Annotated in this window: 8 protein-coding genes; 5 read left to right on the top strand and 3 right to left on the bottom strand. The window is 70.2% G+C overall.

Annotated elements, in window-relative coordinates; translation table 11 throughout:
• The first annotated feature begins 63 nt into the window (after window positions 1–63).
• Window positions 64–1,569 (top strand): type VII secretion protein EccB, encoded by a 1,506-nt coding sequence (gene eccB / locus WA675_RS16400; protein ID WP_336085344.1) that lies wholly within the window; start codon window positions 64–66, stop codon window positions 1,567–1,569.
• Window positions 1,570–1,614: 45 nt separating this feature from the next.
• Here eccB and eccA read toward each other — a convergent pair whose 3' ends face one another.
• The gene (gene eccA, locus WA675_RS16395; RefSeq protein ID WP_336085343.1) at window positions 1,615–3,456 is read right to left on the bottom strand and encodes a type VII secretion AAA-ATPase EccA; all 1,842 of its coding nucleotides are present in this window, start codon (window positions 3,454–3,456) and stop codon (window positions 1,615–1,617) included.
• A gap of 158 nt (window positions 3,457–3,614) precedes the next feature.
• Here eccA and eccD point away from each other — a divergent pair, with 158 nt between their 5' ends.
• Genes eccD through eccCa form a run of 3 tightly spaced genes read left to right on the top strand, consistent with a single transcriptional unit; the run spans window position 3,615 to window position 10,549 of the window.
• Window positions 3,615–5,075 (top strand): type VII secretion integral membrane protein EccD, encoded by a 1,461-nt coding sequence (eccD, locus tag WA675_RS16390; RefSeq protein WP_336085342.1) that lies wholly within the window; start codon window positions 3,615–3,617, stop codon window positions 5,073–5,075.
• Window positions 5,072–6,478 carry a type VII secretion-associated serine protease mycosin gene (gene mycP / locus WA675_RS16385; protein WP_336085341.1) on the top strand — a complete coding sequence of 469 codons (1,407 nt, stop codon included), beginning with the start codon at window positions 5,072–5,074 and terminating at the stop codon, window positions 6,476–6,478. The genes eccD and mycP overlap by 4 nt, the downstream gene beginning before the upstream one ends.
• A gap of 6 nt (window positions 6,479–6,484) precedes the next feature.
• Window positions 6,485–10,549 (top strand): type VII secretion protein EccCa, encoded by a 4,065-nt coding sequence (gene eccCa, locus WA675_RS16380; RefSeq protein WP_336085340.1) that lies wholly within the window; start codon window positions 6,485–6,487, stop codon window positions 10,547–10,549.
• A 3-nt stretch (window positions 10,550–10,552) separates the two neighbouring features.
• Here the strand turns inward: eccCa and WA675_RS16375 are convergent, their stop codons facing one another.
• Together WA675_RS16375 and WA675_RS16370 are read right to left on the bottom strand one after the other, a co-directional pair.
• Window positions 10,553–11,122 (bottom strand): GNAT family N-acetyltransferase, encoded by a 570-nt coding sequence (locus tag WA675_RS16375; RefSeq protein ID WP_336085339.1) that lies wholly within the window; start codon window positions 11,120–11,122, stop codon window positions 10,553–10,555.
• Entirely contained in the window at window positions 11,119–11,928 is an 810-nt protein-coding gene (locus tag WA675_RS16370; protein WP_336085338.1) for a GntR family transcriptional regulator, read from the bottom strand. The genes WA675_RS16375 and WA675_RS16370 overlap by 4 nt, the downstream gene beginning before the upstream one ends.
• A 281-nt stretch (window positions 11,929–12,209) precedes the next feature.
• Here WA675_RS16370 and WA675_RS16365 point away from each other — a divergent pair, with 281 nt between their 5' ends.
• Window positions 12,210–12,602, top strand: a complete 393-nt coding sequence (locus WA675_RS16365) for a DUF4254 domain-containing protein (RefSeq protein ID WP_336085337.1) — start codon at window positions 12,210–12,212, stop codon at window positions 12,600–12,602.
• Window positions 12,603–12,616 lie beyond the last annotated feature (14 nt).

The raw sequence follows: 12,616 nt of genomic DNA, 5'->3' as shown, positions 1-12,616 counted from the left end.
ACAATTCCGGATTTACGGTACCGTGTCCGACGAGATGGTGATCAACGCAGCAATGGAGTCCCTGTGCCGGCACAGCTGACAACCAAAGCCCAGGTCAATGGTTATCGTTTTCTGCTGCGCAGGCTCGATCACGCCATGGTCCGCCGGGATGTGCGCATGCTGCACGATCCCATGCGCTCGCAGAGCCGGTCGATGATGGTCGGTGCGGTGCTCGGGCTGATCATCGTGGCGGGTGCGGCGATCCTGAGCTTTCTCAAGCCGCAGGGCGCCATCGGTGACGCGCTGATCGTGAGTGGCAAGCAGAGCGGCGCCATGTATGTGGTGGTCGAGGCCGAAGCGGGCGAGAAGACCCTGCACCCGGTGCTCAACCTGGCCTCGGCCCGGCTGATCGCGGGTGACGCGCAGACCCCGAAATCGGTGAAGGACGACAAGCTCGGCTCGCTGCCACGCGGCCCGCTGCTCGGCATCCCCGGCGCCCCCGCGGCCATGCCGGGCTCCGGACAGGGCTCGAGCTCGCAGTGGACGCTGTGCGAGACCACCCAGCTCTCCGCCTCCGGCAGCGCCTCGGGTTCCTCGGGCGGGCAGACCACCGCGATCGTCGGCAAGCTGGCGACCGGCGAGCGGATCGGCGTCACCGGCGCCGACGACGCCCTGCTCGTGCGCCGCGACGACAAGACCTACCTGGTCTACCGGGGCACCAGGGCCGAGGTCGACCCGGCCAATTCGGTGGTCGCGCGCACCCTCGGGCTCACCGGCGAGCAGGCCCGCCCGCTGGGCAGCGCGGTGCTCGGCGCCACCACCCAGGCCCCGCCGCTGACCGTCCCCACCATCGACCGCGCGGGCGAACCCGGCCCGGGCAAACTCGCGAATGTGCCGATCGGCGGCATCATCTCGGTCACCGGGGTGCGCGCGTCCGACCAGGAGACGCTGTACGTGGTGCTCGCCGACGGCGTGCAGCCGGTCTCGGAGTTCACCGCGGACCTGCTGCGCAATGCCGATTCGCGTGGCATGCGCGAGATCGCCGAGCTGGCCCCCGACATCCTCGACCAGATGCCGATCCGGCACACCCTGCCGATCGACGGTTTCCCCGAGCGCGCCCCGCGCATCCTGTCCGCCGAGGACGCCCCGGTGGCCTGCGTGCACTGGGCCAAGGACCCGGGCGCGGCCACCGCGCCGGGCAAATCCGTCGACGGTCCCGCCGAGCGCGCCACGGTGACCATGCTGGCCGGGATGACCCTGCCGCTGCCCGACGCGGCCAAGCCGGTGGCCCTGGCCACCGCCGACGGCACCGGCGACCGGATGGACGCGGTCTACCTGCCGCCGAGCACCGGTGAGTACGTGCAGGTCACCGGTGCCGAGCCGGGCAGCCTGCGCCGCGAATCGCTGTTCTACGTGGCCGACAACGGCATTCGCTACGGCATCCCCGACGCCGCCACCGCCGCGGTGCTCGGCCTGGGCGACAAGCCCCGGCTCGCGCCGTGGTCGGTGGTCGGCCAGCTGGTCCCCGGGCCGACGCTGTCCGCGAAAGACGCGCTGACCAGCTACGATTCGCTACCCTCCGCGAATTAGTAAGGGCCGTGGGCGAATCCGCCCACGGCCCGGCACTCCAGGAACTCAGTCCAGGTTGGGCACCTTGCCCACATTGAGCGTGGCGACGATCCCGCTGAGCGCGGTCCGCATGTCCGGCTCCTCGATCCGCATGAGCACATCGTCGTCGACCTCGGTCAGATCGATGCCTTCGGTATTGGCCAGCCGGAACTCGCGCTCCTCCTCGGCCGCCTCGATCACATTGCGGATGAACCGGCCGTTGCCCGCCAGGTCGACACCGCGGCGCGGCTGCCCGCTCTGATCGGTGCTCTCCAGGTCGTAGAGGTACTGGCAGGTCTCGACCAGGGTGGCCAGCGCCTCGGGCGCGAGCTGGGAATCGCGTCCGCCCGCGACGATCTCGCCGATCCGGCCCAGTTCCTCGGCGGTGTAGGAGGGGAACTGCAGGCGCTTGGCGAAGCGCGAGGCCAGACCGTCATTGGCGGTGAGCAGACGGTCGATCTCGCCGTCGTAACCGGCGATGATGACCACCAGCCGGTCGCGGTCGTTCTCCATGCGCGCCAGCAGGGTGTCGACGGCCTCGCGGCCGAACGCGTCACCGCCGGACAGGCCGGTCTGGATCAGGGTGTAGGCCTCGTCGATGAACAGCACGCCGTCCATGGCGCTGTCGATGAGCTTCTCGGTCTTGATGGCGGTGCCACCGAGGTTCTGGCTCACGAAGTCGACGCGCTTGGCCTCGACCACCTTGTCGGTCTTGAGCAGCCCGACACCGCAGTAGATCTTGGCGACCACGCGCGCGATGGTGGTCTTACCGGTACCGGGCGGGCCGGTGAAAGCCAGGTGCTGGCCGCGCGATTGGCTCGACAGCCCCTTGCCCGCGCGGATCTTGGCCAGCTGCGCCGAGGACTGCAGCTTGGCCACCTGGTTCTTCACCGAGGCCAGGCCGACCTGCTTGTCGAGTTGCGCGCGCGCCTCGGTGAGCACCGTCTTGGCGCGGTCCTCGGCGGCGGCCTCGTCCATCGCGGCCAGCGAGGGCGCCGAGGTGGGGTCCCACTTGTCGGTGCGCGCGTCGATCACCTCGCGGCTGGTGATCACGATGCGGAAGGTGCGGTCGCGCATGGCCGAGGTGTTGGCGGCGAAATCGGGCAGCTGGGAGTAGACCTGCTCGAACAGCTTCTGGGCCTCGGCCTCGTTGCCCGATTCGCGCAGGCACAGGCCGCGGTTGTACATGGCGGTGAACTTGGCCGACGGGATCGGGCCCGCCTCGGCCTGTTCCATCCGCCGGATCGCCTCGCCGAACAGGCCCAGCTGGGCGCAGGCGGTGCCGACCATCACGTTCGCGCCGGTGGCCAGGTACGGATCCTTCCACTCGGCCGAGCCTGCCAGCACCGTCATCACGTCCGGCCAGCGCTGGGTGTTGTAGTGCAGGATGCCGCGGATGTAGGCGCTGATCCGGTCATCGATCTGCTTGTCCGGGTCCTCGGCGCGGCCGCGCCGCAGTTCGGCGAGCTTGTCGAGCACCTGCTCGGCCTGGTCGTAGTCCTTGTCGGCGATCAGCTGACTGGCCCAGGCCAGCCAGATCTCGGTGAGACCGGCCAGCGGGTAGTCGATGTAGAGCCCGGGCAGGAAGCGCCCGGCCATCGCCCGCGGCGCCAGGCCGAGCCTGCGCTGCTCGCGGCCCAGCGAGTCCAGGCTGGTGCGGTGCAGATGGAACAGCACCTCCTTGGTGAGCTCGCCCGCGGCGGCGCGGCCCAGCCACGCGTCACACATCGACGAATCCCATTCGGTCGCACGCTGGAAGGCCAGCTTCGCGTACTCGTCGTCGCGCGCGGACTCCTGACCGTCGATGGACAGACCGAGCGAGAGGACGCCCGCGTCGAACGCGCGCTGCGCCTGGCGAATGTCTGGCATGTGGTGTCGGACCCCGAAATCTTCCTCTGGTGGACAACTTCTGTTCAATCCGGCGCCCAAGACTTCGATCGCGCCGGTTTGCCCTGTCCGTTAGATTAGGTAACGCTGCCGTGTGGTCGCAACGGAAGTAGTCAGCTACAACTGAGAGTTCATCACTGGTGTCGACGTTGTTAGGCAATGAGCCCGAGCTGTGCCGAGTTTCGGTGATCGGGGGTGATACGCAGCTCGACATCGGTCTTCCCGCCACCGTGCCGATCGCCGGATTCATCGGTGATCTGGTCGCCCTGATCCGTTCGCGCAACCCGCGTCTGCCCGACGGCGACGAGGATTCGGCCCCGGTCCGCGCCCAGCACTGGACCCTGGCCCGGCTCGGCCAGGACCCGCTCGCGCCCAGCCGCACCCTCACCGAGGCCGAGGTCTACGACGGTGAGCTGCTGGTACTGAGCCCGGTGACCCGCAAGGAGTCACCCGCGCTCTTCGACGATGTCATCGATGCCGTATCCCGGCTCACCGCAGGCGAATTCCGGGGCTGGTCGGGCTCCTCGGCCCGCTGGACCGGCCTGGTGCTGGCCACCGTCGCGATTCTCGCCGCGCTCGGGTTGCTCGCGGTCTCGCGGTCGAGCGGCGACCCGCTGATTCCCGCGTTCGCGCTGCTCGGCACCGGGATCGCCGCCATGGCCGCGGCCGGGATCGCCGCGCGCAAGTTCACCGATCCGGTCACCGCGCACTGGCTGTCGCTGGACGCGTTGCTGTTGCTGTTCGGTGGCGGCGCGCTCATCGTGCCCGGCGCGCTCGGCGCCGGACAGGTGCTGCTGGGCAGTGTGGTGTTGCTGGTGGCCGGGGTGCTCGGGTACCGGGTCACCGGGATCGGTGCCGGGATCTTCGCCGCCGCCATCACGCTCGGTGTCTTCGGCGCGGTGACCGGGCTGGTGTATCTGATCTGGCATCCGGGGCTGGCCAAGCTGTTCGCCGGGGTGCTGGTGGCCGCGGTGATCCTGCTGTCGTCGGTGCCGCGACTGGCCGCGGTCGCCGCGCGGCTGCCGATCCCGCCGGTGCCCACCGCCGGTGGCGCGATCGACCCGGCCGACCACGAACAGCGTCCGACCATCGAGGGCATCGGCGCGGTCGGCGCCATCGCCCTGCCCTCGGCCGCGGGTCTGGGCGAACGCGCCCGCGTCGCCAATCAGATCCAGACCGGGCTGGTGATCGCCTGCGCGCTGGCCGCCCTGGTCGGCGCCGTCGGCGCGGCCGATCCGCTCGGCACCTTCCACTCCGGCGGGGTCGCGCTGGCCGCCGTCACCGCGAGCGTGCTGTGCCTGCGCGGCCGGTCCTACGCCGACCTGGTGCAGGCCGCCACCCTGATCACCGCGGGCGCGCTCACCGTGCTCGCCCTGCTCACCGGCCTCGGCCTCGGCCACGATGCGATGCGGTTCGCCGCGGTGGCGCTGCTGCTGGTGACCGCGGGCGGGGTGATCGTGTTCGGCGTGATCGGCCCGCACGTCGAGGTGACCCCGGTGACCCGCCGGATGATCGAGATCGTCGAGTACCTGCTGATCATCACGATGATCCCGCTCGCGCTGTGGGTCATGGATGTGTACTCGACCGCACGCAACCTATGACCCGCGCACCCCTGCGCCGGGCGCTGCTCCGGCTGACCTGCGCGGCGGCAGTGCTCGGCGCGGCCGCCGGGTTCCCGGCCCCGGCGAACGCGGTCTCCCCGCCGCGCATCGACCCCGGCGCGCTGGACGCGGCGGTGGCGCTCAGCGGCAGGCCCGCCCCGCTGGAACCCACTGAACAGCGGGAACTGTGCGCCGAACCGGTGCTGCGCGGTAGCCCGCCGAGCGAACCGCCGATGTCCCAGCGGGTGCTCGACCTGCCCGCCGCCTGGCAATTCAGCCGGGGTGCGGGCCAGAAGGTGGCGGTGATCGATACCGGCGTCAACCGGCATCCGCGTCTGCCCGCGCTCCAGGCGGGCGGCGATTACGTCAGCGACTCGGACGGCACCGTCGACTGCGACGGCCACGGCACGCTGGTGGCCGGGATCATCGCCGCGCGACCGTCACCTGACGATGCGTTCGTTGGTGTCGCGCCCGAGGCCGAGATCCTGACCATCCGTCAGCTCAGCCTCGCCTACGACACCAAGGACCGCCAGCCGGACCGCTCCGGCGAGCTGCGCAACGACGGCTACGGCAGCGTGCTCACCCTCGCGGCCGCCGTCGTCCGCGCGGTCGACATGGGCGCCACGGTGATCAATATCTCCGAAGTCGCCTGCACCGCGGCGGGTTCCGATACGGCCGACGCCTCCCTCGGCGCCGCCGTGAAATACGCCTACGACCGCAATGTGGTGGTCGTGGCGGCGGCGGGCAATGTGGAACAGGGCGGGCCGTGCCAGAACCAGAACGAGGGTTCGGGCTGGAGTTCGGTGAGCACCATCCCGTCCCCGGCCTGGTTCACCCCGTATGTGCTGGCGGTCGGGTCGGTCGACGCCGACGGCAAGCCCTCGGCCCTGTCGCTGCGCGGGCCGTGGCTCGGGGCCGCCGCCATCGGGCGCAATATCGTCTCGCTCGACAGCAAGCCGGGCGGAACCGGCCTGGTCGACGGGGTGCAGACCATGGACGGCGTGCAGCCGGTCGACGGAACCAGCTTCGCCGCACCGTATGTGGCGGGCCTGGCCGCGCTGGTCCGCGCGCGCTTCCCGGAACTGTCCGCCCAGCAGGTGATCGACCGGATCACCCGCACCGCGCACGCCCCTGGCCGTGGCCGCGACGACGCGATCGGCGCGGGCCTGATCGACCCGCTGGCCGCGCTCACCGCACCGCTGGCCGACGAGGCGCCGAGCCGCGGCGCCGATGTGGGCCACCCGATCCCGACGCCGTACGCGGCCCCGGAACCGGACCCGCGCCCGCGCCGGATCGCGATCGCCGGTTCGCTGACGTTGCTGGCCGCGCTGGGGATCGGCGCCGCCTTCGGCTTCCCGTTCCGCAGGCGCCGCGCCGATCTCAATCAGGAATTCGAGGAGTAGGGATCGATGGCCACCGAAGGTTTCGTCCGCCGCCCCCGGATCGCGCCGCCGCGCGCCCCGGGCGGTGAAGTCGCGCTCACCCCGCCGCCGGAGATCCAGCGCGCCATCCCGTCGCCGCTGATGATGAAGCTGATGCCGGTGATCATGGTGGTCGCGGTGGTCGGCATGATCGCCATGATGGTCTCGATGGGCCGCAATCTGCTGGCGAATCCGATGATGATGATGTTCCCGATGATGATGCTCATGTCGATGGTCGGCATGATGGCGGGGATGCGCGGCGGCGGCCCCAAGCGCGCGGTCGAGCTCAACGAGGAACGCAAGGATTACTTCCGCTACCTCGACCAGGTGCGCAAAGACGTGCGCGGCACCGGGATCAAGCAGCTCGAGACCCTGGGCTGGAGTCATCCGGAACCCGCCGACCTGCCCTCGCTGATCGGCAGCAGGCGGATGTGGGAGCGCCGCCCGGCCGACCCGGACTTCGGGCACGTGCGCGTCGGCGTCGGCAGTCATCGCCTGGCCACCAAGCTGGCCCGGCCCGAGACCGGCCCGCTCGAAGACCTCGAACCGGTCTCGACCGTGGCCCTGCGCCGCTTCGTGCGCACCCACTCGGTGGTGCACGAACTGCCCACCGCCGTCTCGCTGCGCGCCTTCCCGGCCATCAATATCGGCGGTGACCTCGACGAGGGCCGCGAACTGGTGCGGGCCATGCTGATGGAGCTCACCACCTTCCACGGCCCCGACCACCTGATCGTCGCCATCGTCTGCGCCGACCCGGATACGCATTGGTCGTGGGCGAAATGGCTGCCGCACGTGCAGCATCCGTCGGTGCGCGACAGCCTGGGCTCGGCCCGGATGATGTACACCTCGCTCGGCGAACTCGAATCCGCGCTGCAGACCGAGCTGATGGAACGCGGCCGGTTCATGCGCAACCCGCAGCCCACCCAGGGCCGGTTGCACGTGGTGGTGGTGATCGACGACGGCTACATCAGCGGCAACGAACGCCTGATCAGCGAATCCGGCCTGGACTCGGTCACCGTGCTCGACCTGACCGCACCCGAGAACGGGCTGGCCGCCCGGCGCGGCCTGCAACTGGTCGTCGGTGAGGGCGCGGTCTCGGCGCGCAGCGCGGCCGGGGTGGAACGCTTCGCCACCGCCGACGAGGTGAGCCACGCCGAGGCCGAATCCTTCGCCCGCGCCCTGGCCCGCTACCGGCTGGCCACCGCCGCGCAGATCGTCAGCCTGGGGGAGGGGACCACCAGCGACCCCGGCCTGATGGCGCTGCTGCGCATTCCCGACGCCGCCCAGATCGACCCGGCCCGGGTGTGGCGCCCGCGCACCGCGCGTGAGCGGCTGCGGGTGCCGATCGGCATCACCCCCGACGGCACGCCCGTCGAGATCGACATCAAGGAGTCCGCCGAGAACGGCATGGGCCCGCACGGCCTGTGCATCGGCGCCACCGGTTCCGGCAAGTCGGAGTTCCTGCGCACCCTGGTGCTGTCGCTGGTCACCACGCATTCGCCGGACGCGCTGAACCTGGTGCTCGTCGACTTCAAGGGTGGCGCCACCTTCCTCGGCCTGGACTCGCTGCCGCACGTCGCGGCTGTGATCACCAACCTGGAGGACGAGCTCTCGCTGGTCGACCGCATGAAGGACGCGCTGGCCGGTGAGATGAACCGGCGCCAGGAGCTGCTGCGCTCGGCGGGCAACTACGCCAATGTCACCGATTACGAGAAGGCCAGGGCGGCCGGTGTACCGCTCGATCCGCTGCCCGCGCTGTTCGTGGTGGTCGACGAGTTCTCCGAACTCCTCTCGCAGAAGCCCGATTTCGCCGAGCTGTTCGTAATGATCGGCCGCCTGGGCCGCTCGCTGCACGTGCACCTGCTGCTGGCATCGCAGCGGCTCGAGGAGAACAAGCTGCGCGGGCTGGAATCGCACCTGTCCTACCGGATCGGCCTGCGGACCTTCTCCGCCAACGAATCCCGCGCGGTGCTCGGCATCACCGACGCCTACCACCTGCCCAGCATCCCGGGCGCCGGTTACCTGAAAAGCGATGCGTCCGAACCGCTCCGGTTCAACGCCAGCTATGTGTCGGGTTCGTATGTGGCGCCGGTTGGCACGGTCGTCGACGACGACGGCGCCCCGGTCGGCGGCCAGCGGCCGGTGGTGTTCACCGCCGCGCCGGTCGAGGTCGAGGAGGCCGAAGAGGCTGCCGCCGAGGAGGATCCGATCCTGCGCGGCAGGCCCGAACTGCCGCCGCCCCCGCCCAGTGGCCCGGCGGCCGAGGAGGGCATCCCGGACTCGCTGCTCGACGTGGTGGTCAAGCGCCTGACCGGCCACGGCAGGCCCGCCCACGAGGTCTGGCTGCCGCCGCTGGAGGAATCGCCCACCGCCGACATGCTGCTGCCCGACCCGGACTGGCGCTCGCCGGTGAACCGGCACGGTCAGCTGTGGATGCCGATCGGCGTGATCGACAAGCCCTACGAGCAGCGCCGCGACGTGCTCACCATCAATCTGGCCGGGGCCCAGGGCAATGTGGCGGTGGTCGGTGGTCCGCAGTCGGGCAAGTCGACCACGCTGCGCACCATCATCCTGGCCGCGGCCGCCACCCACACCCCCGAGCAGGTGCAGTTCTACTGCCTGGACTTCGGTGGCGGCAGCATGGCCGGTCTGGCCGGTATTCCGCACGTCGGCTCGGTCGCGGGCCGTCTCGACGGCGACCGGGTGCGCCGCACCATCGCCGAGCTCACCACCCTCATGCGCCAGCGCGAGGAACGCTTCGCCGAGCTGGGCATCGAGTCGATGGCCGAGTTCCGTCGCCGCAAGTTCTCCGCACTGGAGGCCCGGCAGATCAACGGCACCACCGCCGCGCCCGGTGATCCGCTGGCCGCCGACCAGTTCGGTGATGTCTTCCTGGTGATCGACGGCTGGGGCGCGATCCGCGAAGAGTTCGACCTGCTCGAACCGCTGATCAACGCCATCGCCACCCAGGGACTGTCCTTCGGTGTGCACCTCATGCTGGGCGCGTCGCGCTGGGCCGAGATCCGCCCGATCGTCAAGGACCAGATCGGCACCCGGCTCGAGTTGCGCCTCGGTGACCCCGGTGACTCGGAGATGAATCGCCGTACCGCGCACCAGGTTCCGGTCGGCAGGCCCGGTCGCGGTCTGACTCCCGAGCAGCTGCACATGCTGATCGCGTTGCCGCGTCTGGATTCCGACTCCGATCCGTCGACCATCGCCGACGGTGTCACCCGGGCCAGGGAGGAACTCGTCGCGCTGTATCCGGGGCGGCGCGCGCCCGAGGTGCGCATGCTGCCGCTGAGTTTCCCGCGCGAGCAGGTACTCGAGGCGGCCCGGCAGCACGGCCACACGCTGGACCGCACCAAGGTCGTGGTCGGGCTCGGCGAATCCGAATTGCAGCCGCTGGTCCTCGATTTCGGACTCGAGCCGCACTTCATGGCCTTCGCCGACGTGGAGTGCGGCAAGACCACGCTGCTGCGCAATATCGTCATGAGCATCGCCGAGCAGTCCACCGCGTCCGAGGCCAGAGTCATCCTGATCGACTACCGGCGCACCATGCTCGGGGTGCTCGAGGGCGACCAGCTCGCGGGCTACTCGACCTCCTCACAAACCTGCGGGCCGATGATCGCCGAGGTCGCCGCCTACCTGGCCAAGCGCATCCCCGGCGCCGACATCACCCAGCAGCAGCTGCGCGAACGCAGCTGGTGGACCGGCCCGGAGATCTACGTGGTGGTCGACGACTACGACATGGTCGTCACCGGCTCCGGCAACCCCTTCGCCCCGCTGCTCGAGTACCTCCCGCAGGCCCGCGACATCGGCCTGCACCTGGTGGTCACCCGCCGCATCGGCGGCGCCTCCCGCGCCCTCTACGACCCGATCCTCGGCGCCATGAAGAACCTCTCGGTCCAGACGCTGATCATGAGCGGCTCCCGCGACGAGGGCAAACTCATCGGCGACGTCCGCCCGAGCAAGATGCCCCCCGGCCGCGGCACCCTGGTCTCCCGCAGCCAAGGCATCGAACTCGTCCACATCGCCGACCTGCCCCCGGTCTAGCGGTCAGCCGAAGCGGGTGCGCAGTGCCGGGATCACGACCTGCGCTATCGGCCAGTCGTCGGTGCGTCGTTCGAACAGCGCCCGCGACGGGCCGACCGCGCCGGGGCCCGCGATCCGGGCCAGCGCGAAACCGGCCCTGCGGTAGTAGTCGTGGAGTTCGGTATTGGTGGTCCAGGCGTCGAGCCGGACCCAGTGACGATGCTCGCGCCCGGCCAGCTCGGCGGCGTGGGTGAGCATGTGGTGACCGATCCGGCGGCCCGCGAAACGCAGGTCGACGATCATGAAATGGACGATGACCGATTCGGCCAGCTCGCTCGCCGACCACAGCCCGGGATCGGAACGGTGGTTGACGGTGATGGTGCCCGCCGGTTCCCCGTCGACCTCGGCGATCCAGGTCTCGCCCGCGTCCAGCGAGCGGCCCACCGCCCCGGCGAAGATCTCGATCGGGCGGCCGCGGCCCGCGACCGTCCACTGATCGGAGCCGCGGGCGGTGAGCCAGGCGGTGCGTTGCACGCGCAGGCGGCAGATCAGCGACAGGTCGCCCAGGATGGCCGGGCGCATGCCCACCGTCATGGCAGGGCGACGGCAGGCCCGGGTGCGATGCCGAGGGTCCGGGCGATGACGTCGGTGCCCGCCGCGTCGCCGAGTTGGTAGGCCAGCCGGTTACGGCCTGCCTGGGAACGGTGCCGGGTCGCCCGGGTGACCCGCTCGTGATTGGCGCCGATGCGCAGGTGGTCGAGCAGGACGGTGCCGGTGGCGACGCCGAGGACCGCGGCCTCGTCCGCGGTCGCCGGGCGGGCCAGCACCGTGTCGCGATGCGCGGTCTCGCCGTAGCCGCGGTCGGCAAGGCGGCGGGTGGTGCCCTCGGGGATGTCGCGCGGGGAATCGATGCCCGCGGCCTCGGCCAGATCGCGTGGGTAGAAACTCACCTCCCACGACCACGGTTCGTTGTCGAGATGTTGTACGACGGTGCGGGCCAGCACCCAGGAGTCCACCGGGACACCGAGCCACTGCGCCACCTGCGCGTCGGCCGGTTCCATCCGGGCGCTGAACTCCTTGGACGGCTCACGGTTCGCCGCGCGCGCGATCTCGGAGAAGATGTCGTGCGAGGACTTGGGCCGGTCGCGCCGGATGTGGTCGGTGACCACGGATTCGAGCACTTCCTGGTTTCGCACGATGGTGCCGCGGGAAGTCGCTGTGTAGACCAAGTTTTCGGCGACCAGCACCTGAATCGCGTTGCGCGATGTGGTGATCGAGACCTGCATCTGCTCGGCGAGTTCGGAGTGGCTGGGCAGCCGGTCGCCCGGTTTCCACGTGCCGGCGCGGATCTCCTCACGGAGCAGGTTCGCGATCCGGAGGTAGGTAGGACCGTCCGCCATCGTGCTCCTCGGTAGGTCGTGCAGGTAACGAAGTGTACTCGTCTGGGTTACCTACGGCCGAGTAATGCTTGACAGGAAGCTTGCGAGGTTTATTGTAATGAACGTCCTGATCCGGTGCTGTGCGGCGATGACGGCGAGGCAACGTGGCTGGTTCGGAGAGTTCTACGGTCGTAATGGCTTTCCCCGACACACTCCGGTGTGTCGATACCGCCGGGCCGCCGGCGAGTACCGGTCCGCTCCCGCTCTCCGATCTTCTCGTCCGGGCGTGTCGCGGACATCGGGTGGTCGGTGGACCGCTGCTGTGGTTCGCGCGCGATCTCGCTGTGCTGCACGAGAAACGGATCGTCGGCCGCGGCGGGTGCGTCGACACCGATCCCCTGGTGATGCGTGAGATCGATTGCCGCCGAAGCGAACTGGTGCTGGCCATCGACGACTGGGTGCTGCGCGGCGTCCCCCAGCACCGCCTGGGCGCCACCCTGCACACCGAGACGATCGGCGCGGTCATCGACCGGCTGGCCGAGTCCTCGGTGCGCGCGCACCACGCGCTGATGACCCTGGCCGCCCACGACGAGATGCTGCACTCGGCCTGGCACCACCTGGCCGAACTGGCCGACGCCTACGACGACCTGGTCCGCGATGTGCTGGCCGGACGGCGCAGGCTGCCGGAGTGGTAGTCCGGCAGCCGCGC

It is taken from the genome of Nocardia sp. SSK8 (assembly GCF_037034205.1).
Lineage (GTDB): Bacteria > Actinomycetota > Actinomycetes > Mycobacteriales > Mycobacteriaceae > Nocardia.
This window is presented reverse-complemented; position numbering and strand designations above follow the sequence as displayed.

Excerpts from the sequence above, each read along its gene's own strand:
- WA675_RS16370 (WP_336085338.1), bottom strand. The coding sequence starts at position 11,928 with ATGGCGGACGGTCCTACCTACCTCCGGATCGCGAACCTGCTCCGTGAG.
- eccA (WP_336085343.1), bottom strand. The coding sequence starts at position 3,456 with ATGCCAGACATTCGCCAGGCGCAGCGCGCGTTCGACGCGGGCGTCCTC.
- eccCa (WP_336085340.1), top strand. The coding sequence starts at position 6,485 with ATGGCCACCGAAGGTTTCGTCCGCCGCCCCCGGATCGCGCCGCCGCGC.
- mycP (WP_336085341.1), top strand. The coding sequence starts at position 5,072 with ATGACCCGCGCACCCCTGCGCCGGGCGCTGCTCCGGCTGACCTGCGCG.
- WA675_RS16375 (WP_336085339.1), bottom strand. The coding sequence starts at position 11,122 with ATGACGGTGGGCATGCGCCCGGCCATCCTGGGCGACCTGTCGCTGATC.